Origin of the sequence: Sodalis sp. RH15 (genome assembly GCF_047324255.1) — a bacterium.
GTDB classification, from domain to species: Bacteria; Pseudomonadota; Gammaproteobacteria; order Enterobacterales; family Enterobacteriaceae; genus Acerihabitans; species Acerihabitans ligni.
In genome coordinates this window covers 909,795-932,784 of record NZ_CP178738.1, presented here as the reverse complement: position 1 = coordinate 932,784, position 22,990 = coordinate 909,795, and the positions used below count along the sequence as shown (strand labels likewise).

General features: G+C 55.7%; 17 protein-coding genes. 3 read left to right on the top strand and 14 right to left on the bottom strand.

Translation table 11 applies throughout. The annotated features are described in order from the left end of the window. Nucleotides 1–22: 22 nt before the first annotated feature. Genes ACL2XO_RS04325 through ACL2XO_RS04315 form a run of 3 tightly spaced genes read right to left on the bottom strand, consistent with a single transcriptional unit; the run spans nt 23 to nt 1,000 of the window. On the bottom strand, nt 23–319 hold the full coding sequence (locus ACL2XO_RS04325) for a DUF4312 family protein (RefSeq protein WP_132923584.1): 297 nt from the start codon (nt 317–319) through the stop codon (nt 23–25). Continuing rightward, a complete protein-coding gene (locus ACL2XO_RS04320) occupies nt 319–684 on the bottom strand; it encodes a glycine-rich SFCGS family protein (RefSeq protein WP_132923585.1) in 366 nt (121 codons plus the stop codon). The genes ACL2XO_RS04325 and ACL2XO_RS04320 overlap by 1 nt, the downstream gene beginning before the upstream one ends. A 16-nt stretch (nt 685–700) precedes the next feature. Then, nucleotides 701–1,000, bottom strand: a complete 300-nt coding sequence (locus ACL2XO_RS04315) for a PRD domain-containing protein (protein WP_165934290.1) — start codon at nt 998–1,000, stop codon at nt 701–703. Between the two features lie 1,010 nt (nt 1,001–2,010). On the opposite strand from ACL2XO_RS04315, the gene ACL2XO_RS04310 reads away from it, so the two are divergent. Then, a complete protein-coding gene (locus tag ACL2XO_RS04310; protein WP_413742229.1) occupies nt 2,011–5,958 on the top strand; it encodes a dermonecrotic toxin domain-containing protein in 3,948 nt (1,315 codons plus the stop codon). Nucleotides 5,959–6,097: 139 nt separating this feature from the next. Here ACL2XO_RS04310 and cybC read toward each other — a convergent pair whose 3' ends face one another. Then, entirely contained in the window at nt 6,098–6,487 is a 390-nt protein-coding gene (gene cybC, locus ACL2XO_RS04305) for a cytochrome b562 (RefSeq protein ID WP_203522912.1), read from the bottom strand. Between the two features lie 13 nt (nt 6,488–6,500). Continuing rightward, the gene (pmbA, locus tag ACL2XO_RS04300; protein ID WP_413742228.1) at nt 6,501–7,841 is read right to left on the bottom strand and encodes a metalloprotease PmbA; all 1,341 of its coding nucleotides are present in this window, start codon (nt 7,839–7,841) and stop codon (nt 6,501–6,503) included. A 416-nt stretch (nt 7,842–8,257) separates the two neighbouring features. On the opposite strand from pmbA, the gene yjgA reads away from it, so the two are divergent. Continuing rightward, nucleotides 8,258–8,806 (top strand): ribosome biogenesis factor YjgA, encoded by a 549-nt coding sequence (yjgA, locus tag ACL2XO_RS04295; protein WP_132923589.1) that lies wholly within the window; start codon nt 8,258–8,260, stop codon nt 8,804–8,806. A gap of 12 nt (nt 8,807–8,818) precedes the next feature. Here yjgA and ACL2XO_RS04290 read toward each other — a convergent pair whose 3' ends face one another. The 5 genes from ACL2XO_RS04290 to aaeX all read right to left on the bottom strand — a co-directional run bounded on the left by ACL2XO_RS04290 (nt 8,819) and on the right by aaeX (nt 13,818). After that, nucleotides 8,819–9,088, bottom strand: coding sequence for a hypothetical protein (locus tag ACL2XO_RS04290; protein ID WP_132923590.1), 270 nt, complete (start codon nt 9,086–9,088; stop codon nt 8,819–8,821). A 91-nt stretch (nt 9,089–9,179) separates the two neighbouring features. Next, on the bottom strand, nt 9,180–10,637 hold the full coding sequence (locus ACL2XO_RS04285; protein ID WP_413742227.1) for an NAD-dependent succinate-semialdehyde dehydrogenase: 1,458 nt from the start codon (nt 10,635–10,637) through the stop codon (nt 9,180–9,182). A gap of 58 nt (nt 10,638–10,695) precedes the next feature. After that, nucleotides 10,696–12,654, bottom strand: a complete 1,959-nt coding sequence (gene aaeB, locus ACL2XO_RS04280; protein WP_413726484.1) for a p-hydroxybenzoic acid efflux pump subunit AaeB — start codon at nt 12,652–12,654, stop codon at nt 10,696–10,698. A gap of 20 nt (nt 12,655–12,674) precedes the next feature. Then, complete coding sequence (gene aaeA, locus ACL2XO_RS04275) at nt 12,675–13,607, bottom strand: p-hydroxybenzoic acid efflux pump subunit AaeA (RefSeq protein WP_132923593.1); 933 nt, start codon at nt 13,605–13,607, stop codon at nt 12,675–12,677. 7 nt (nt 13,608–13,614) lie between these two features. After that, nucleotides 13,615–13,818 carry a p-hydroxybenzoic acid efflux pump operon protein AaeX gene (gene aaeX / locus ACL2XO_RS04270; protein WP_132923594.1) on the bottom strand — a complete coding sequence of 68 codons (204 nt, stop codon included), beginning with the start codon at nt 13,816–13,818 and terminating at the stop codon, nt 13,615–13,617. Between the two features lie 463 nt (nt 13,819–14,281). Here aaeX and aaeR point away from each other — a divergent pair, with 463 nt between their 5' ends. Then, nucleotides 14,282–15,208: an HTH-type transcriptional activator AaeR gene (aaeR, locus tag ACL2XO_RS04265; protein ID WP_132923595.1), complete on the top strand. Its 927-nt coding sequence runs from the start codon at nt 14,282–14,284 to the stop codon at nt 15,206–15,208. A gap of 173 nt (nt 15,209–15,381) precedes the next feature. Here aaeR and tldD read toward each other — a convergent pair whose 3' ends face one another. The 4 genes from tldD to ACL2XO_RS04245 form a co-directional block, all read right to left on the bottom strand. Continuing rightward, nucleotides 15,382–16,827 (bottom strand): metalloprotease TldD, encoded by a 1,446-nt coding sequence (gene tldD / locus ACL2XO_RS04260; protein WP_132923596.1) that lies wholly within the window; start codon nt 16,825–16,827, stop codon nt 15,382–15,384. Between the two features lie 182 nt (nt 16,828–17,009). After that, on the bottom strand, nt 17,010–20,831 hold the full coding sequence (gene yhdP / locus ACL2XO_RS04255; RefSeq protein ID WP_413742226.1) for an AsmA2 domain-containing protein YhdP: 3,822 nt from the start codon (nt 20,829–20,831) through the stop codon (nt 17,010–17,012). 90 nt (nt 20,832–20,921) lie between these two features. Then, nucleotides 20,922–22,391 (bottom strand): ribonuclease G, encoded by a 1,470-nt coding sequence (gene rng / locus ACL2XO_RS04250; protein WP_413742225.1) that lies wholly within the window; start codon nt 22,389–22,391, stop codon nt 20,922–20,924. Nucleotides 22,392–22,409: 18 nt separating this feature from the next. Continuing rightward, the gene (locus ACL2XO_RS04245) at nt 22,410–22,985 is read right to left on the bottom strand and encodes a Maf family protein (RefSeq protein WP_413742224.1); all 576 of its coding nucleotides are present in this window, start codon (nt 22,983–22,985) and stop codon (nt 22,410–22,412) included. Between the last annotated feature and the right edge of the window lie 5 nt (nt 22,986–22,990).

Here is a 22,990-nt window from a genome sequence, read left to right as displayed (position 1 = left end):
CCTTTTGTATTAACCCACCTGATTAACGCTGAGAAAAAGGGATTTTTTCGGGATCGATCATGATGATGCTGACCGTAATATCCAACACCACGCTGTAGCTCCTCTTTTCCCGGGGCAGAAAGAAAAAAAGAAATTTTTCCACCGTGCGGATTTCTTCCGCGCTCACCACGTCCACCTGCATGGGTTCGATACGCAGCAAAACGGCGCCGGTGGATTTCATTACCGACGGCTGAACCTGGCTTAACGCGGCGGCCAGCGCACCGTTCTTGGTTTCGCCTTTGCCCGCCACCCTGACTTTAATGACCGACTGCTCTTTCATCAGGCGGCGCCGTATTTTTTAAGCCAGGTTTCAATCAGCTTTTTCCCCAACTCTTCCTTATCCATAAAACCGAAACCCAGCACTTTGCATCCTTCCTGAATAGCAGTGACGCCCTCTTCAATGGACCTCATGCCGTATTTCGCTTTATAACCGTATTTATTCTGCGCGGTAATGGCGCCGGCGCCGCCGCTGCCGCAAAAAGAGATGCCGAAATCCGCCTGCTCTTTTTGCATGACGTCCCCTAGCTTCATATCCGCGGCCATGCCGGGCACGACAATCGCTTTGCCGCCGGCCTGCTCAATGCCCTGGGCTACTTTCTGGCCTTTACCCAAACGATCGCCGATGACCACTGTTACCTGACCCATAAAATGTCCTCCAACTTTATTTAGCGGTATTGTCTTTCGCCACTTCAAAATGAACCGATAATAAATAGGCCTCTTCCACCGGTAAATTGCCTAATTCATTTACCACTTTTTTTGCCATTAACATGGAATCCGGAGAGATTTCATCAAACAGGCTTTCATCCACCTCGGGTAACGGCTCACCGGTAAGGGACCGCAGAACCATTGCCCGTACATGGGAATGCAGCATTTGTTCCTGCACGGTATTGACCTGAATATTTCTCGTTTTCATCATCTCCATGATGCCCGCCAACACTTTTTCGATCAGCGCCGCGGACAACGGTTCCAGTTCATTCTTTCCCCCGGTCGCGGGTACGGCTTTATCCACCACTGTGTACTCCCATATCGTCCTTAGCGAAATGAATATGCCCAATAGATTTCAAGTTGCAGCGCCACCCAATGGTGGGGCTATTGATGATTTACCCTAGCGTTAATATCGCCGGGTTTGTAGCCGCTATTTTTCCAGTTTGAAACGGAAATAACGTTCACGAAAGTGATCTGACCCGCTTAATGCGGCCGCAAAGCGCTTTTTAACTCACCTAGCCTCGTTAACCAGCATGAAAATGCAGTTTTTGATGAATTAATAAAATAATACTTCATTTTTAAAATATAAGTTTAATATATGATAAATTTTGATATTTCATTCGCCCCAACTGTCATACCCCTCGTCAAATCGCCCCCTTTAATGCAGGAATATCATGCTAATCCAGGCGCCTGCCGGCACCCATGATGGCCTTTCAAGCCCGGTGGATATCGCAATTGCGAACGTCCCCAGGTGCGGCCAGGCTATGACGCATAGGAGGTTCATATCATATGATCAGCTCCGATAACGAACATTTTCGTCCCATTGCCGGTATGGAACGGCAGTAATATTGCTTATATAATTAGTCCATTAACTTTATCTCATTAACATTCCATATTAACATCAAGCGATTTTCGTCTTTTATTTATTGCCTATAAAGAGTTATTTACCACTTTTATGCCGTAAACCCGGCGTGCCGATTTTTATTATGGGTTAACTTCTCTTGCTCAGCGATTCGGAAAAATACCGTCAGAAGGATATCACGCCAATACCCATAATAAATCCACAAGGGGAAATTAATGCAGATCACCGAAGGCTTTAAAGATTATTATAATATTTACAACAATGATTCTGAAATAGAATTTTTTGATTGTGAAGATCCGAATTATGAAACAGATGATGATAGTGAAATATATTACGACCTTCCTGAAGAATTACCGACAGAAAATGTTCCGTTCACGGAAGATCTTAAAAGAACGCTGTTTCACTTGATTAAAATAGTCACTTCCTGTGAAGCGGATCGTTTATCCCTCTCGCTCTTGTATAAAACCGGCCTGGGCATTCCTTTTTCCCTGCTGGCAGCCGCTCATTCATTTTATCGCCTCTGGCGCAGGGAAGAAAATATCGGCAGCGTGCTGATAGAGGGATTCCCCTTTTTCGCCCTGACCATTTTACCCCAAAGCGAAAAATTGATGCTCTTGGCAAATTTTATCAAGAATCATATCGAGGATCGGGTGGGGCTCGATAATCTTCCTTTTCTGGCCGGGTTTAACACGCCCACGGAAGGCGATTATCTGGTACTGGGCGTGCTGGCGCTGTTGGGCGAATATTATCTTGCCGGGCATTCTGTACCGGCTCCCCGCCGCGCCGGTTTAAAACTGCCCGTGGCCCTGGCGCAGCTTTTTACCCGCATCTGCCGATACTGGCATCTCTTATGCGCAACCGCCATGGAGAGCCCTACGCCCGCGGCAGATCCCTTTGGCCGGATAATCCTGAATCCGGCGGAAAAAAGGGAACAAAGGGAGGGTCGCAGGCTGGCGCGGCTCTGGGCCTGTGACAGCCGTCGCCGGCAAATTCAGCGGGAGCGCATCGCGGAAGCCTATTACGGCATAAAAAAGCCGCACATACCCGCCACGGCAACCAGGCCGGGAACGGATCGGCGCCATGATCGCCAGGCTCTTGCCGGATCTGCCGCCTCTTCGTTGTCCGCAGCTTTATTCTCCACGGTCATTGCCCCAGTCCGCCGCGCATTGCAGGTGCTCGCACAGGGTTTGATGGCCGTGGCGATGCCCTTCCCCGCCGTCAGCGGCGCCGCGCCCGGCAGGTCTGCCGCTGTTTTGGCGCCGCCGCCAAACGCCATTACCGAGTTCGCGGCAACGCCACCGTCCGAAGCCTTGGCCTACCCGGAGACGGTTACGCTGAAAGCGTTGTTGGCGACAAAATTGAACCTGTCATCAGAGACCTTGTTACCACCGGAGACGACCACCCAAAACACGATGTTCCGCGGCCCATTTTGGGCGGCGCCTTATGTACAGTTACGGCATTACCTGCGGGACAGTTATCCCGCCATAACCAACATTGTGGCGCAGCAGTTGGCCGAGGCCATCAGCCGGCGCTTTGGCGTCTCAATCAATCCGGACCACTGTTTTTTGCATCGTAATGATACTTCCCGGTCCACGCCTGATTCTCCCGTCAGCCGGGGTCTTGAGGACAGGCCGAAAGGTTCTCTGACCCTCACGGAATTTGCCATCAAAAAATATCTTACCGGCGAGGCGGAAGACCTGGCGGCCCTGGATGATGATTATGGCGTGTATCGCGGCAACCCAAGCGTGACAGGTACCCGGCGCGGCGATCTATTGCTCTTCAAGCCATCGGACCTGGATCCGCTGCTGGACTCTCTGAAGCCGACGGCGGTTTACCAGCATGCCCTGCACCATTACCGGCGCGTCAACCAAGAATTCCATGCCCTGGCGAATCTAATCCATATCGTAAACGCGCTAAGCCACCACCGGGAGCAGCCCAGCCCGGGGGATATTGGCATATACATGCAAGCCCTGGGGCTTGGGGAGGACGGCCGCCATCGTTTAAATATCTCTCTTTTTGATATCAACGGCTGTCTCGCTACCGATCTGGCGGTGATAGAAGCGCCGGGGGCGCCGGATGTGCTGCTCTATCTGCCCCGGGCCCAACAGCCCTTTCGCCGCTTTGAAAACGGTGCGGCCATGAGGGAATGGGTCGTCGGGCAAAGCCGCGACAGCTTCGCACGGCAAGAACTCCTAAAGCACTTTGCCTTGCGGGACAGTAAGGGCAGCAATGTGATCTTCGGACGGTGGGGAGTAGAGCGTTGGTTGGAAAACATCGCGGATTATCCGGAACATATTTGGCAAAACAAAGAAAAAGCCTCCGGACTGCTGTATGAGATAGTGAGCGAACGGCAGCTGGAGCGGGCATGGGCCGATGCCGCTTATTTACCTGACGTTCGGCAAGCCCGGCCGCAGAACGGATATGGCGATTCCGTTCTCTGGCTCAACCAACTCTACGCCTTGCCCATCGCGCCATTCACCGCCCTTGAGCCGCTGGAAGGAGACGGTCCGTATCACCCGCCTGCGCGACAGACGGCGCTTCAATCGCCTGTTTCTGGTTCGTTCTATTCACCTGTTCCCGATCCGTCTCGGCTGGCGTTATCGTTATTGTTTTCCGCCGCCGGCGAAATACTGCCCTTTGATGATGAAGGTGTTATTCATTTTTCAGACGGGCCGAAAATAGCGCTGTCGTTATTTCGGACCCTAATTAACTATGATATGCAAGCAATGCAGGGCGCCCAGCACGTCAATGGGGGTATAGAGCGGGTTTTAACGGCATTATCGGTGATGCCCTCCGGTTATGTCCGCACCCTGCGCACATGGCCTAACGGTAGGATTGACATGCATTTCAGCATCACTCTGCCGCCGGCAAGCGGACAGAGGCGGGAAAATCTCCAGGCTGTCCGCCTGTTTGGCAAGGTCATGCCGCTGCGTTTCAACAGCCGGCTGAAAGCCTACGAAGTCTTTGATATTCACCATGAGGACAATGCCGGCTACCCGGTATGCCTTAATGAGAAAAACCATTGGCAGTTCGGACGCTTAACCGGCCGTGAATATCACGCGCGGTGGGCGATTTCCATGGCGGTATACAGCGATATTTCCATCAGGCTTTATGAAAAGCTTATGGAAAATTTAAATGAGCTTTGCAAAAAAACCGGCGATTTAACACCGGTAAATAGCCTGGGTATCGCCAAGGATGCTGACGGCGTAGACTATTTAACAATAAAAAACCATTATTTTGAAATATCCGCTGGGCCTGGCGAGAACGTTTTTCTATTGCGGGGCGATAAAAATATTGAGTTAAAAATAAGGTTTGATAACAAGAAGAAAAAATTCTTTTATATTCCCGGCAGAGATCAGGTACTGGCTTCTTACCAAAAAACACTATCAGCGGCGATGTTGGAACACGGAATTGATTCACGCCTTAGCTATCGGCAAGGTTTCAGATTGCCCAATGATAAATCCTGTCGGCTGGCCCTGGCCGCTGAAAAAAGCCTGGCGCATTCCGGTTTGAAAAAAATCATTTTTTATGGATTAGGGGAAACAGAGATCGCGCTGAGTCCGCGTTATGCGCCGCAGGCAAATGCTATTCGTAAAGGACTTTCCCTGTGTGACGCTTTGATGCGGGAATTGCTGTCCTCAAAAGAGCAGCCGCGGCTGCGGCCCCTGTTCTATTCCGCGCTGCAAATAACCGGCGCAGGCCAGAATATACAGCACCGCGCCTGGTCGCTTTTCATTAGCAACCTGAAAAAAACGTTGGCCTTGCTGGATAACCATACCGGAGACGACTACGGCCGGGTTTGGGGAGCTTCCTTTGATTCCTTTGCCATTGCCACGGTAGCCCTGAAATCCGATCCGCTGAAGCGGCTATGGTTCAATGTCCGGTATCGCCAGTCGAAGGGGCCTCATAACCATTATCTGGCGCATTATTGCCGCTACGGTTGCAAGGAAATTCCCTCCGGGGAAAATATCGCCTCCATCAGCCGTTCGGTGGGCAAAGGAAGCGTCACGGAGGAAGAGACCTTGGTGAATCCGGTGTTTAAAGACGATTTCCCGTTGCTGATGGCCCGACTACAGTCGGGAAACATGAGCAGCGATGAAATCAACAGCCTGGTGAGTTTATCCGAAGCGGCAAACGTTCAGCATGTGGCCTTTTTATCCGATAAGAAGCTGGCCAGACAATTATTCCGCACCAAGGCCCTGGCTCGAGTCAAAATGATCCTGAACGACGCGGACAGGTTCAGCCATTTATTGCTGCATTTGCATGCACAGCTTAACCACCGTTCCTGTGAACATCCCTCGCAGGAACCCGTCAGGATGTTGCTGTTTATGCTGGCCTGGCAGGGGATATAAACGCTGCGGCAACGAGGCATCGACGGCGGATAATAAAAGATGCGGGCCCGACGCTGCTTTGCCGGGACAGGATGGCGGCGGGTAAGGCCATTGCCGCCCTGCGCCGGGCGCGGGAGCAATGGCCATCATGGATGGGTGTTTAGCGGAATTTGGCGTGATTGACTTTTTCGGTTTGTTTGAATTGCGCCGCCACTGCCTTGGCTTGCTTGATATCGCCCTTTTGCGCCAGGGCCTGCGCCTGCTCTATCTGGCCGATGAGATCCGTGATGCCTTGACGAAAGTCTTTCATCTGCGCGCTGTCGGCCGGCTGTCCTTTAAGCTTGGGCGGGGTGCCGTTGCGCGCATCCAGCGCCGCATCGTGCATGCCGTTCAGCGCATGCTGAAGAGTGGCCGGATCGTCGGTTTTCATTACCGCGCTGTAATTGGCCGCCAAGGCGTCCATGTCGTCGCCGAGATCGCGGGCCTGCGCCGCCAGCGGGCTTAACATGAGAAGGGTTAACGACAACATTGCTACTGCTTTTATTTTCATTATTGATGACCTTTTATTGACCAGCGATTTTCATCATCGGTAATAATATCGAGCCACACTGTATATTGCTTCGCGTCTCGATATCATCCCCTACGGTTACAATATTGCGCAGCATGTCCCGCAAATTTCCGGCAATGGTTATCTCGCTTACCGGATACTGAATTTCACCGTGTTCGACCCAAAAACCGGCCGCGCCACGGGAATAATCGCCGGTGATGGCGCTGACCCCTTGTCCCATCAGCTCGGTGACCACCAGGCCCCGATCCATCTGTTTTAGAAGCCCCGCGAAATCAAGACCCCGGCCGGCGATGCGCCAGTTATGTATCCCCCCCGCATGGCCCGTGGTCTTCATACCCAGCTTGCGCGCCGAATAACTGCTTAATAGCCAGGTCTGCAAAACGCCTTCTTTAACGATGGTGCGATCCTCGGTACGGACGCCCTCACTGTCAAAGGGGGAAGAAGCCAGGCCTCTCGCCAAATGAGGATACTCTTCAATGGTCATCCAATCGGGCAAAACGGGTTTACCCAGATCGTTAAGCAAAAACGTGGCTTTACGATAGACGCTGCCGCCGCTGATAGCGCCCACCAGATGGCCGAACAGCCCGGTCGCCACCTCGGCGGCGAACAGTACCGGCGCCTGCATGGTATCCAGCTTACGGGGATTGAGGTGTTCCAGGGTGCGGCGCGCGCTCTCTTCACCCACCCACTCCGGCGAGCGCAGATCCTCAAACACCCGGCTGATGGTATAGGCGTAGTTGCGTTCCATATTCCCGCCGCTTTCCGCAATAACGCTGCTGGAGATGGAGTGGCGGCTGCTGTTATAGCTGCTGAGCATACCGTGGCTATTGCCGTAAACTTTAGTGCTGTAATGGCTATTAAAGTTGCCGCCTTCGGTATTGGTAATACGCTTATCGGCCTTCAGGGCGGTCATCTCAGCCCGCGCCGCCAGCTCCGCGCCGCGTTCCGCATCAAGCTCGGCGGGATGGAACAGATCCAGTTCCGGGGCATCGAAGGCCAATAATTCTTTATCCGCCGGCCCGGCGAACGGGTCGGGAGAGGTATAACGGGCGATATCCAGCGCGGCGCCGACGGTGCGCGCAATAGCGTCCGGACTCAAATCGGTGGAAGAAGCGCTGCCTTTGCGCTGCTGGTAGTAAACGGTGATGCCCAAAGCCCCGTCACTGTTGAATTCGACGTTTTCCACCTCGCCATAACGCGTACTGACGCCGATGCCGGTGGTTTTGGTCACCGCGACTTCCGCCGCGTCCGAACCGGCGCCAGCCAGCTCCAGCGCTTGCGCAACCGCGTTTTCCAATAATTTTCGCTGTTCTGCAACTTGAGTGACTAATTTCATTGATCCGCCAGGTTTATAAGGTTATCCGCAAGAGGGTGACGCTACCGCAGGACGAACAGAGTCGGATTGTGATATCCACCGGCCTGAAGCCAAGGTCATCTATTAACGATAAGTCTATCAGTACGCAAAGCATTTGGCACGGTATGCAACAGCAGTGGTTGCCGGAACAACTGTAAACAAAAGCAAAAGCACCGCGCTCCATTAAGGGTATGATGGTGTATATACCCCAAATAATTCAAGTTGCAGGAAGGCGGCAACGCAGCGAATCCCCATGAGCTTACTTGAGTCAGTGACTGGGGTGAGCGAGGAGGGCCAACGCACCTGCAACTCGAATTATTTAGGGTATAGCGTAAAATAAGGGCATTGAAGATCCTCTGCAACCTGTTAGGATGAGCCTCTTTTTGAGGAACCGCATAATGAGCAAACAACCGGACGACTGGCTCGACGAACAGCCAGACGCGCAACCCGATGAAGATGAAGACGAAATCATTTGGGTCAGCAAAAGCGAAATCAAACGCGACGCCGAAGCGCTGAAAAAGCTCGGGGTTGAACTGGTGGAACTGGGCAAAAACGGACTGGAAAAAATCCCCCTCGACGACGATCTGCTGGCGGCCATAGAGCTGGCGCAGCGGATCAAAAAAGAGGGCCGCCGCCGCCAGATCCAGCTGATTGGCAAAATGCTGCGCGCCCGGGATGTGGAACCCATCCATCAGGCGCTGGACAAGCTGAAAAACCGGCATAACCAGCAGATAACCCTGTTCCATAAGCTGGAAACGCTGCGGGATCATCTCATTGAACAGGGAGATGACGGCGTGGCGGAAGTGATGGCCGTCTATCCCGAGGCGGACAGGCAGCAATTGCGCTCGCTGGTACGCAACGCGCAAAAAGAACTGGCGGCCGGCAAACCGGGGAAGACCGCCCGCCTGATTTTCCAGTACCTGAGGTCAGTTGCCGCGGCGGATTAACCGTCGCGCGTACTATCCCCGCACGTTGAAGTGCAGCCGTCCTTCCAGCTCCTCCTCCGCTTCATCAAACAACAGTATCAACGCGCCGAAGCGGCGTTTTTTCGCCCCGTTCAGATGGAGAAATTCGATTTCCACCGGTAAGGGCAAACGGCGGGTGACGGTTTGCCATAATTCGTCAAGGTTGCTATCCCGGGGTTCCGACAGCGCGAACTGACGGCCAAAGTCACGGTAAAAAGCCGGTAGATCAGGTATCTGGCTGAAATCAAAGGATACTTTCTCCATCTAGCGTTCTCCGCACCACGTTTTATCAATATACCCGTCATCCAGGGAGCATGCCATACCGCGCCCGCGGCGGGTGTGGCTAAAAAAGCTGTCACAGGCCGCCGATATGCAGCGTTTTCACTTCCAGATATTCATCCAGGCCCAATACCGAACCTTCCCGGCCCAGTCCCGATTCCTTAACGCCGCCGAACGGCCCAAGCTCAGTAGACACCGCGCATTCGTTCACCCCCACCATGCCGCTTTCCAGCATCGCCGAAACGCGAAAGACCCGCTGCAGGTTCTGGGTATAAAAATACGCCGCCAGGCCGAAAGGAGTGTTGTTGGCCCTTGCTATCACCTCCTCTTCGGTATCGAAGCGGAAGCAGGCCGCCAGGGGGCCGAAGGTTTCCTCATGGGCCAGCGCCATCTGCTCATTGGCCCCGGCGATGACCGTCGGCTGATAGAAATTACCTCCGAGGGCATGGGGCTGGCCGCCGATTACCGCGCGACCCCCTTTGGCCAACGCATCCCTGACATGCTCTTGAACCTTATCCACACCGGCCTGGTTGATAAGCGGCCCGACAACCACGCCGTCATCCATGCCGTTGCCTACCTTGAGTTTCGCCACTTCCTCCGCCAGACGGCGGACAAATTCATCATACACCCCCGCCTGGATATAGAAGCGGTTCACGCTGACGCATACCTGGCCCGCGTTGCGGAATTTATTGGCAATGGCCCCTGCCACCGCGGCGTCGATATCCGCATCATCAAATACGATATAGGGCGCGTTGCCCCCCAGTTCCAGGGAGATTTTTTTCATGGTGTCGGCGGCGCGGCGCATCAGGGTCTTCCCCACCGCCGTGGAACCGGTGAAGGTTATCTTACGGACGTCGGAGCTGGCCATGATGGCATCGCTGATGGCAGCGGTATCACCCGCCACGCCGTTTACCACTCCTTTTGGCACACCGGCCTGGTGCGCCAGCGCCAAGAGGGCAAACGCCGAAAGCGGGGTATTATTGGCGGGTTTGATCAGGGCGGTACAGCCGGCCGCCAAGGCCGGACCCAGCTTGCGGGTCAACATGGCCAGGGGGAAATTCCACGGCGTGATGGCCGCAACCACCCCTACCGGCTCGCGCGTGGCGAGGATGCGGGAATGCGCCTTGGCGGGGGGGATAATCTCGCCGTTGGCGCGTTTGGCCTGCTCGGCGAACCACTGGATAAAACTGGCGGCATAAGCCACTTCGCCCGCGGCCTCTTTTACCGGTTTACCCTGTTCGGCGGTCATCAATTTTGCCAGATACGGCTGGTTTTCCATGATTAAATTGTACCAGCGATACAGGATTTCAGAGCGTTCTTTGGCGGTCTTGGCCCGCCAGGCGGGAAATGCGGCGGCGGCCGCGGCGATGGCGGCCTCGGTTTCGGTTTTGCCGCTTTTGGCCACGTTGGCGATCACCTCCCCGGTGGCCGGATTAAGCACGTCAAACGTCTCTATGCCACGATGCCACTCGCCGTTAACCAGGTAGCCGGTGTTAAACAGGATATGATCCTGAATAGATGAATTTTCGTGCATGATATCCTCCCATCTTTTGGAGTAAGTATAGTTGCACGACGGAGATAGGGAGCGGCGTTTAACCGCTTAGTGCATGCCGGTAACGTAATAGCGTATCGGTTAAGCGCTCCACCGGTTCGATGACGGCGGCGGGCGCGTCATAATCCAGCAGCTTTTGCCGATAGATACCCATCTCTTCCAACAGTCGGTTGAAATGCTCGCCGCGGCGAATTTCATTGCGGGCATTGATCACCCGGTCGGCGGTGGCGCGGATCCGGCGGTGATACGCCGATAAATCCGCATTCACCGGGATATCCACCGTACGCAGGCGCTGGTGGGAGATGATCAACATCAACGCCAAGCGATACTTGGCGATATCGCTGGGAAACAGCGTCAACAACTGGAACAGTTGCTGATATAACGCCGGCAGATGATTTTCCCTGCGCCGGGCCTTATTGGTGGACAGCGCCGATACCGCGCCGAACACAAACCGGTTCAGCAGCACCCGGCCGATGCGGGCTTTGGAACTATCCCGAATCAACATCACCACCAGCGTCGCCAACGCGCAGCCGATGATTTGACCCATGGCGCCGTCGAGGAAACCGTTGATGGAAAACGACATGGGATTGGTCAGGCCGATAATCGTGAGCGTACCCGCCATCAGGCCAATGGATCCCAATATCTGTTTTTGCACCGCGAAACCGACAATAAACGTCAAGACGCCCAGGGAAATGAACAGCAGCAGCAGGCTTTGCTGGGTCGCCGGCATGATGTACATATAGAAGACAGCGCCGACGGGCAGCGCCGCCGTCATGCCGTAGAGCAGATCTTTACATACCATCATCGGATTGGGCGCCCGCATCGCCAGGGCGGTAATGACGGTAATCATTATCACCGCGCCGCTGCCGGAGGTCCAACCGGTCCACAGCCAGAACAGGAAGCCCAGCGCGGTGGCCACTCCGGTTCGAAGGCCGTTGATCAAGGCATGATGGTGCTCCGCCGACGGGGCGGCGACAATCACCTGATCCTCCAGGACCTGCTCTTCGATTTTACTGATACGGGTATTGTTTTTAACCCCTTTAATCAACAGCAGAAAACGCGTGGCGGTGCCCACCCAGGTATAAAGCGTATGGGGAGTCCGTCTGGCCGGGGTATCGGCGATCACCTGGCGCATCAGCTTCATCCGCTTATGGATATCCGCTACCGTGACCACCGGCTCGTTGAACAACAGCAGCAATTGGGTATTAACGAACTCAGGATGGGTTTGCAAAATCAGGTAGGTTTCGCAGGCCTGGGTAATCAGCGTCAGGGACAGGGTATTCATGGCCCTCAGGCGACGGTTGCAGCGGGTCCAATGGGAAGATTCCATCATCAGATTACTGCGCATGCCATCCAGAGCGGTGGTCCGCTTCACCAAATCGCCCCAGGATTTATCAATATCTTCTTTCGGCGCGTTATTAAGACACAACATCAGCAAGTGATATTGATCCAGCAAAAGCCGATCCACCGCCCGATCGATATCCTGCTTGATGGAGCGGGGAGAAAACAGCACGTCCGCCAGAATGGCGCAAAGGATGCCCAGGACTATCTCGCTGCAGCGTTCGATGGCATATTGCGGCGCCGTCAGGGGCGCCGTCTGGATGCCGACAATGATAATCAGCGCGGTGTAGCCGGAAAGCGCCAGCGCATAAGAGTTTTGCACTTTCACCAGCGAAGAGTACCAGGTACAGAAGCCCGCCCAAATACAGCTCAGCAACAGCATGACCACCGGCGCCCGGATGGTGGCGGTGATAATCACCAGGGCGCCGATACAGCCGATAAAGGTACCGATGATACGCAGCATGCCGCGATACTTAATGGCGCCGGCAAATGGCTCGCCGCCGGCGGCAAAGGCCGGCCCGCCCGCGACGATGGCCGCGGTCAGCGCCGACCAGCGCGGCGTCTCCATTTGAAAATGGAAACCGACAAACAGCGCCAGCAGTACGGCGAAGGTCAATTTAATCGCGAAACGGCAGCGTATGAAAATAGGATAAAGCATAATAATTGATTACCTTACGCTTAGCCGAATTCCCGTAGACGACGTATCAATTGCATCATCGGCGATAACCTGGCGGGCTGGCGATCCTTGCTGCCGGTAATCACCACCGTCGCGGTAGTGCCGGTGGGATAGAGGTCGCCCTGCTGCTCATCGAGCCGGATTTTCACCGGCACCCGCTGCGCCAGACGGACCCATTCCAAATTGGAATCCACCGTGGCCAACCCTTTTTTGTCCGCTACCGCATTCGTATTGGTCACCCCGGCGGCAATGCTGTCGACCGTACCGTAAAACACCACATTGCTGCCCAGCGGCGTGATTTCCGCCCGATAGCCGGGCCGCACCCTCTCCAGCTTGGTTTCCTCCAAATAGGCCAGCAGATAAAACGAATTTCGTTTCACCAGGGCCACCGACACCGTGCCGCGGGTAATGAATTCACCGGCATGGACACTGAGATTGGTTACCCACCCTTCCGCCGGTGCGCGGATAATGGTGCGATCCAAATCGATTTTCGCCAGATCGCGGGCCGCCACCGCCTTGGCGAGCTGATGGCTTACGGTGATGAAATCGTTATTGGCCTGATCGATCAATTCCTGCGACATGGCGTTGGTGCCCAACCGTACCCGCCGTCCCGCCTCGCGGCGTTTTTCATTCGCCAGCGCCTGATAATAATCCACATCGGCCTGCGCCTCATCCAATGCCTGCTGATAGCGCGGCTGATCCACCACAAACAACACTTGTCCTTGCTGCACCAGCTGATTGTCGCTCACCCGAACGTCGGTGAGCAGGCCGCTGACATCCGGTGCAATGGCTACCACATCGGCGGTGAATTTAGCGTCTCTGGTCCAGGGGGATTCGGTATAAAACACCCAAGCTCGGAAAATAGCGATGGCGGCGATCAGGACCAATAGCAGGGTAATCGCGACTCTGATTATTTTTGTTACAACAGTTTTCACAGCGGCCTCAGACGAAAAGACAAGAAATCAAGTAGTACGTGCAGCAGTACAAGGCGGTATTAAACAGGGCGGGATGCCAGACAAAATCATAGATACCCGTCGGCTGTAGTAACAGGCGCAGCAGGAAAAACAGCGCCATGGACACCAGCAATTCAAAAAATACCGGCGGAAACGACAGGCCGAATATCACCATAACCGGGAGCAAACTCATTACTTTTCCTTAACTTTCCTTCAACCCTCTCCGGCAGACCGGATCAATGTTGACCTCTCATGCGGATTAACCCGGCCCACAGGAATTTTTCACCCGTACTACACAAGGTTAGTCAAAAGCGGGAAGTTTATACCCTAAATAATTCGAGTTGCAGGAAGGCGGCGACGCAGCGAATCCCCAGGAGCTTACTTAAGTAAGTGACGAGGGTGGGCGAGGAAGCCAACATACCTGCAACTTGAAGTATGACGGGTATACCGATGGATATTTTAGATAGACATAATAGGGTTAGACAGATGGGCAGCATCGCATCCCAAATGTAACTGTTTATTAAAAGGCAATAAAAGTAAGGAATATGCAGGGATGCCGCTGTGCGATCTGGTGAACCGATAGGTATATAATAGTCCCGGATGTATAGGATTTTCAACTTTACGTGATCTAAATCACTTTTAACTCAGAGTAAATAATGGAAAGACTTAATCGGATGCGGGTGTTTGCCAAAGTGGTGGAAGGCGGGTCCTTCACCGCCGCGGCCAGACAGCTGCAAATGAGCGTGTCGTCCGTCAGCCAGATCGTGGCCAAGCTGGAAAGCGAGCTGCAGGTCAAATTGATGAATCGCAGCACCCGCAGCATCGGCCTGACGGAGGCCGGCAAAATTTATTACCAGGGATGCCGCCGCATGCTGATTGAGTTTAACGAAGTGCATGAGCAGCTTTACGCCTTTAATAACACCCCCATCGGCACGCTGCGCATCGGCAGTTCATCCACCATGGCGCATAACGTTCTCGCCACCATGACCGCCGAGATGCTCAAAGAGTATCCCGGCTTGTCGGTTAATCTGGTGACCGGCATCCCGGCGCCGGATATTATTGCCTACGGGCTCGACCTGGTGATTCGGGTCGGGGCGTTGCAAGATTCCGGCCTGTTTTCAAAACGGCTCGGCGCCATGCCGATGGTGGTATGCGCCGCCAAGAGCTATCTTGCCGCCCATGGCGCTCCGGAGAAGCCCGGTGATATGGCGAATTTTTCCTGGCTGGAGTACGACGTCCGGCCGGACAGTGAATTTGAGCTCATCGCGCCGGAAGGCATTACCCTCCATCTGGCGCCCCAGGGCCGTTTCGCCACCAACGATTCCCAGACCCTGGTCCGCTGGCTCACCGCCGGCGCCGGCATTGCCTATGTGCCTATCATGTGGGTGCTGGATGAAATCAAGCGCGGCGACGTCGAGATCCTGTTCAACCACTATCTTTCCGATCCGCGCCCGGTATATGCGGTTTATACCCAAAAGGACACACTGCCGCTGAAGGTGCAGGTGTGCATTAACTATCTGCAGGACTACTTTAAAAACGTCGCCACGGTCTATCAGGCATTCCGTCAAGATAGTAATACTTAAATAGGGAGAGGCCCGCCGCCACCGAGCTTGAAATGAACGTGTTAAAGGGAGAGCGCCCCATGGCTCGGTAGGCCCGCGATCGCCGATCGTGCAACGAGCCGGTTAAAGGTATACCGTGCCGATGGCCGCCGGAGCACACAAAGCAGCCCCGGCCCGCCGCACCGGGCCAAACCTCAAGCGGTGCCGCCCACGGTAAGCTTATCCAGCTTCAGCGTCGGCTGGCCAACGCCCACCGGCACGCTCTGTCCTTCCTTACCGCACACGCCGACCCCTTTATCCAACGCCAAATCGTTGCCCACCATGGAAATCTGCCGCATCGCCTCGATGCCGGAACCGATAAGCGTCGCCCCTTTCACCGCGCTGGTGACCTTACCCTTTTCGATCAGATAGGCTTCCGACGTGGAAAAAACAAATTTGCCCGAGGTGATATCCACCTGGCCGCCGCCGAAATTCGGCGCATACAGCCCATATTCAACGCTGGCGATAATATCCTCGGGCGTTGACTGGCCGGCCAGCATATAGGTATTGGTCATACGGGGCATCGGCAAATGGGCATAGGACTCGCGCCGGCCGTTACCGGTAGGAGGAACGCCCATCAGCCGCGCGTTCAATTTATCCTGCATATAGCCTTTAAGAATTCCGTTTTCAATCAGCATATTATACTGGCCCGGCACCCCTTCGTCGTCGATGGCCAACGAACCGCGCAAACCGGCCAGCGTGCCGTCATCCACCACGGTGCACAGCGGAGAAGCCACCAGCTTGCCCATTTGGCCGCTGAATACCGAACTGCCGCGACGGTTAAAATCCCCTTCCAGGCCGTGACCCACCGCTTCGTGGAGCAATACGCCGGGCCAGCCCGCGCCCAGCACCACCGGCATGGCGCCGGCGGGCGCCGAGACGGCGGACAGATTCACCAGCGCGACGCGCACCGCTTCCCGCGCCCAATTGTCCGCACGCACATCGCCGCCGTCGTCCGCCAGGAAAAAGTCATAACCGAAACGGCCGCCGCCGCCGCTGGATCCGCGCTCGCGTTTACCATCCTGCTCCACCTGTACGCTGATGGACAACCGCACCAGGGGGCGCACATCCGCCGCCAGGGTGCCGTCGCTGGCGGCGACCAAGACCTGCTCATATACCCCGGACAGGCTGGCGTTGACTTCCCGCACCCGCGCGTCGGCGGCGCGGGCGACTTTGTCTACCCGGTGCAATAAGGCGATTTTTTCTTCCCGCGGCAAACTGTTCAGAGGGTCCAGCAACGGGTAGAGCTTTTTATAAGGGATTTCCCCAAGGGTATGCACCCGGCCGTTACCCTGCTCTTTGACAATGCTGCGCGCCGCATTGACGCTCAGTTCAAGGGCATTCAGCGTCAATTGGTCGGCATAGGCGAAGCCGGTTTTTTCGCCGCTTACCGCCCGAACGCCCACACCTTGATCGATATTGTAAGAGCCGTCCTTGATGATGCCGTCTTCAATCATCCAGGCTTCATGATAGCTGGACTGGAAGTAGAGATCGGCGTAATCCAGGCGACGCTCGGTCATTTGCCCCAAAAGGGTAAAAAGATCGTTGTGACTCAGGTTGTTGGCCGCGAGTAATTGCTCACTGACAAATGCCAGACTCATAGGTTTTCACTCTTGTATTTGATGGAATGGCCAGCAACGGCTGGAACGCTTTGCTACATGCCATGCATGCTATTAGATATAGACTGCGGCAATTCCCCGCCGACGTCAAATGGGTAAAACGAATTCAATCATCTGCGGGCCGGCGCAATATCACCAAGGGATTTCGATGGCGGGCACGCGGCCTATTTGGCTTTAACGGCGGGCTGGCGAGGCTGGCGCAATACTTCCTGGATTTTCGGCTGGTCCAGATTGCCGCTGATGTGATAGCGAATCACCGAAATTTTATTCCACAGCGGCGCCAGGACCTTACTGGCGGCAAAGACCGCCGCCCCAACCACCGGGTTGATGGCAAAGGCGGTGGCCACCCCGACTGTGGCGGAAATTTCAGGGGCCACCACGGCTTCCATATTGATTTGCTGCTGATTGAAATTCACATCGCCGGACATGGCGATATCCGCCTCCAGTCCGTCCACCAGCAAATCGTTGGTGTGCAGTACGCCCGATTTAAGCCAGGCGGTGCCTTTGATGGAGTCGAAATAGAAGCCTTTACCGAAGGTATCGCTGAAATCAAATTGCAGTTTACGCAGCAAGGCGTCAAAACTCACCAGCCGCAATAATCGTCCGGCCCGGCCGCTGCTGATATCGTCAATCTTGCCTTTGCCCAGATTAGCATGCAAAACGCCGTTCAGGGTGGGGATATCCACACTCCACGGGGCGGACTGCCAGTGCAGATCGTAATCCACATCAAACGGCGCGTTACGCAGCGGCGTATCGATGCCGAGATAGTCATTGGCCTCGCCGATATCCTTGCCGCTGAGCTTGCCTTTCACATCGGTCTGGTTCTGCGCGCCGTGCCTTGACCAGGCGCCGGCGAGGGTAAGCCGGGACTTGCCGGTATCCACCTCGCCGTTGGCGACCTCAAGGGAGTTTCCGCGGGGCACGATATCCGCCTTCACCCGTCCCAGGTTTTGTCCCATTATCCAGCATTCCTGGCAGCGCAATGCGATGGACGGCCAATCGCTGAATGAGGGCGCGGTATCGTCACCGCCTAACAGGGCATTCTGATCCTTGCCGGCGGCCGTTGCCTGCGTCTTGGGCCAAAGCGGATTGTAATAAAGATACTGGATGTCCGCTTGCCAGGGCCCCCTATCCGGGAGCGTCAGCTTACCGTTGATTTCCTTCCCGCGCGCCACGACGGCGCTGCCGCCGGGGATATTGGCCCGGGTCAGCGCCAGGTCGTGCCACTGCTGTCCCCCCAGGGTCAACAACGGCGTATTCAGCGTCAGCGCATCGGGGAAACGGAACCGGCTGACCACCGCCTTACCCTCCGAGCGCGATTGCGGCGTCATCAGCGCCAGCCACTGCTCGCCGTCCAGGGAAGGCAAATTCAGGGTCAGGCTGTCATCGGCGGGCAACGGCGGTACTTTGCCGCCCGCTACCGCCCAGGCACCCCTTTTCAAGGTGACCTGTTTGGTTAAAAGCCATTCGGTATTAAACGTATTCTTGCCGGCGCTGCCGCTCAGGGTAAAACCGGAGAGGGTACCGAGGGCTTTTACCGCCAGTTGGAACGGTACTCCGCTCTGTTTATTCAGCGGAGGAGGTAAGTGACTGCTTACATTTTTAAGATCGCCGGTTACGCCTATATCGTAGGTGGGCTTGCCGTGTACCGGCAGCGTCACCGCGATGGTGCTTTGCCAGTCCGCCTGGCCGGACAGCGCCTGACGGAACGGCGCCGGAATGCCGGTCAGGCGGTCCATAGCCAGCACGCTTTGCAAACCGACGTTGATAGCATAGTGCTCCGGCAGCTCTTGGGTATTAAAACCGATATTGATGGGCTGTCCGAGCCACTGCGCCTTCATGCCCTCGCTGTCCAGATTGCCGTTGCGATAGCGGAATTGGCCGTTCATGCCGGTCATGGTCATACCCAGGGGTTTTATCAACAAGGTATTGTTGTTTAAATTCACGTTGCCCGATGCGGTAACAGGCTGGCCCGTCAAAGGAATATCGAGATGTAAGTCCCCACTAACATTTCCGCCTATTTGCAGCTCGTCCAGTGCCGCACCGAGGGATTCCTTCAGCGGCGTCTGGTGGAAATAGTCTCCCACCGCCTTGCCCGAGCCGTTGATACTCGCATCAATCAACAACAGCTCTTTGGAATAATCTGGAATCGCCGCCACGACGTCGTGGCCGGCGGCATCCCCAAGCTGCGCCAGGGGCGCGTGCATGAACAGGCCGTCGTTTAGGAAATCAAGATCAATGGCCAGGTCCGGCAAATGCGGCCAGCCGGGCTCAAACTCATAGTCGGCATGGCGCAGCGGCACATATACCTCGAACTGGCCGTCGTTATGTTTGAAAGGAAACTGCTTGGGATCGCCGGCGAAGACCAGCGTGGCATTGTCCACCTGCCCGCCTTTCAGCGCGCCGGTGAGGTAATCCACCAGATGAGTGCCCATCAGGGGCTCGGGGAAATAACGCCAGGCCTGGGCCGCGTCGTAAAGCCGGATGCCGGACAGGACATCCAGCCAGGGCTCGCCATTGATGGGCTGGTGGAAATAAAAATCGCCGGTCATCCACAGCGCATCGGCGCGTACGTCGAGATTTTTGCCCCACAAGGCCAAGCCTTGTTCATTATTCTGCCAATTAAGCGTAACCCGCGCTTTTTGCACTGCCAGAGGCGCGCGGAACATATTCTGATAAGGCAGGGTACTGTTATCCAGCGCCACGCTAAGCTCACCGTCCGCCAGGGTGCCGGCCACCGAACCGGCCACGCGATCGGCGCCGGGCAACAACTGCCATTGCCGCCAGGCCACATCGTGCCAGCTTCCCTGAAAACGGATTTGCTCCGGATTTTTAAGGGGAACATCCAGCGCCAGGGACGACAGGGTGCCCTTGGGCTGCAGGTCCTGCCAGCGCGCCCGTAACGCGGGGGTAATAAACGACACCAGCGGCAGCAGCGGACTGAACCTTTCCAGCATCAGGTTTTTGGCGCGCACCCGGATTTCTCCGGCCTGATCCGGCGCGAACAGCCGATTTTTCTCCGGCAGCCAAAACAGGGATAATGCGCCGGGAGCCCAGGTATCGCCATCGGTGGCGATGTTAAGCGCCGGCATATCCAATTGCCAGCCATCGCCCTGCTGGCTCAGGTGCATGGCCAGCTTCGAGACATCAAGCCGGTGCTGGTCGCTCCCGTCCTGCCATTGGGCGGTGCCGTGGCTGAAAAAGACATCGCCGCCGGTGATATCCCCATGATCGAGGTCCAGCCAGGCGGCCAGGCTGAAGTCGGCGCTTTTCAGCCCGGTCTGGTCGCGCAGCCATTGGCTGAACCAGGGTTTGAGATCGATATTATCCGCGCGAAGATAGACTTTACCGTTGTCCAGCAGGCCTTTTTCATCGTTGAGGTCCATGCGCAGCTGGATGGCCCCCTGATGCACCTCGACGTTGGACAGGCTGATAAGGCCCTCCGCACGATGCCGCTGAGGGCTATTGAGCCAGGTAAGCTGCGGCACCGATAAGGTGCTGCGTTCTCCTGAAGGCGTGAGGAAGGAGAGCTCGCTGTCGCGCAGGGTAAAATGGTCGAACTGGCGTAAAAACAGGTCGGAAAGCTGATCGGATTTTATCGGGCTGCCTTGATGATCGCGGCCAAGCAAGGTTGAATTGAGATCCAGCCGCAGCCGGTAGAAGGTGACATCGCGGAATTGCCAGCGCCAGTGCAACAGGGACTGCCAGACGTCCAGCGCCACCGTGACCCGCTGGATGTGCAGTTTCTCGTCTTCGGTGACGGACTCGATACCGCCGATATCCAGGGTTGGGCCAAATGACTGCCAGCTGCCGTGCATTTCGCGCGCCTGGATATTGGCGCCGTAAACGGCGTTGAGCCGCCCAATGATTTGCGGTCGGAAAGTATCCAGATAGGGCAGCGTCAGACGTAACCCGCTAACCGCTAACGCCATCAGGACAATCAGGGTTGCACATAGGGCCAGCAATATCCCCGGCAGTCGCTTCACGCCTTTCTCCTTGCTTCCCGTCGCTCTCCGCCCACGAAAAGCGTGTTATTTTTATACCCGGCCCCGCAATCGACTTTAATGAAGGCAGGCCTACATCATCACTACATCAAACTGTTCCTGACTGTAAAGCGGCTCAATCTGAACCTTGACCTGTTTACCGACGAAGATTTCCACTTCCGCCAGCGCATGGGACTCATCGCTTTTTAACGCGTCCCCCACCGCCGGGGAAGCGTAGACCAAAAACCGATCGGAGTCATAGGCATGGTGAACCCGCACAATCTCCCGCATAATTTCATAACAGACGGTTTCGATGGTTTTCACCGTACCGCGCCCATGACAGGCAGGACACTCGCTGCAAAGCACATGTTCAATACTTTCACGGGTACGCTTACGGGTCATCTCCACCAGGCCCAGCTGCGAGAAGCCGTTGATACCGGTTTTCACCCGGTCCTTGCTTAACGCCTGCTCCAGGGAGTGCAGCACCCGCCGCCGGTGCTCTTCGTTATTCATATCGATGAAATCAATAATGATGATTCCCCCCAGATTGCGCAATCGCAGCTGGCGCGCAATGGCCTGGGTCGCCTCGATATTGGTATTGAAAATGGTTTCGTCGAGATTCCGGTGGCCGACAAAAGCGCCGGTATTGATATCGATGGTGGTCATGGCTTCGGTCTGATCGATAATCAGATAACCGCCGGATTTCAGCTCGACTTTACGCTCCAGGGAGCGCTGGATTTCGTTTTCCACATCATATAAATCAAAAATAGGCTGCTTGCCGTTGTAGTGTTCGAGCTTATGGGTCATTTCCGGGATATATTCCGCGGTAAACTCCAGCAGCAAATCGAAGGTCAGCCGGGAATCCACCCGGATACGGTCCAGGGCCGCGCCGGCAAAATCACGCAGGATGCGCTGCGCCAGCGCCAATTCGCCGTAAAGCATGTATTTGCTTTGGCCGCGGCGCTTGCGCTCCATGACCTTGGTCCACAGGCGTTTTAGAAAGGCCGCATCCTGGGACAGTTCCTCTTCGCCGATACCCTCGGCGGCCGTACGGATAATAAAACCGCCCTGTTCGTCGCAATACCCCGCCACGGTACGCTTCAGGCGCTCGCGCTCTTCTTCGCTGTCGATGCGTTGCGACACCCCCACATGGGCCGCGCCGGGCATAAATACCAGGTAGCGGGACGGCAGGGTGATATCGGTGGTCAGGCGCGCGCCTTTGGTGCCCAGGGGATCCTTCACCACCTGGACCATAATATCCTGGCCCTGCCTGACCAGTTCGGCGATATCACGCACGTGGAAATTTTTTTGCTCTTCACCGGCCACGCATTCAGTGTGCGGCATAATATCGGACGCGTGCAGAAACGCCGCTTTTTCCAGTCCGATATCCACAAAGGCCGCCTGCATGCCCGGCAGGACCCGGCTGACGCGGCCCTTGTAAATATTACCGACAATACCGCGCCGCGCTTCACGTTCGATATGAATTTCCTGCAGAATGCCGCCGTCGATATAGGCGACCCGCGTTTCGGAGGGCGTGATATTGACCAGTAATTCAGCTGCCATGTTATCCTCGTACCTTGTTTAGCGCCATTCTAGTGCCGTGAATCGGCATAGCAGCTCAGAGGTTTCCACCAGCGGTAATCCCACGACGCCGTGATAGCTGCCATTGATTGCTCTGACAAATGCTCCACCCAATCCCTGTATACCGTAGGCACCGGCTTTATCCATCGGTTCACCTGTTGCAATATAGCGATGAATATCCTGTTCCGACAACTGGCGGAAAGTGACCTCGGTCACGACGTCATGGCAAAGCCGGTGTTGCGCGTCCGCCAGGGCCACGGCCGTCATCACCCGATGGCTCCTGCCGGATAAAGCGGTCAGCATCATGGCGGCATCATCCCTGTCCAAGGGTTTTTCCAAAATGCGGTCGTCAAGCACCACTATCGTATCCGCCCCCAATACCGGCCGCGATTCCGGCGCTATGGCTACCCCCGCCAGCGCTTTCTCCAGCGCCAGCCGCCGCACGTAGTCCCGTGGAAGCTCCAGCGGTTGCCGTTGCTCGACAATCGGCGCCCGCAGCACCTCGAACGGCACACCCAGCAGGGTGAGCAGCTCTTTACGGCGCGGCGAACCGGACGCGAGGTATATAGGGGTCATTATCG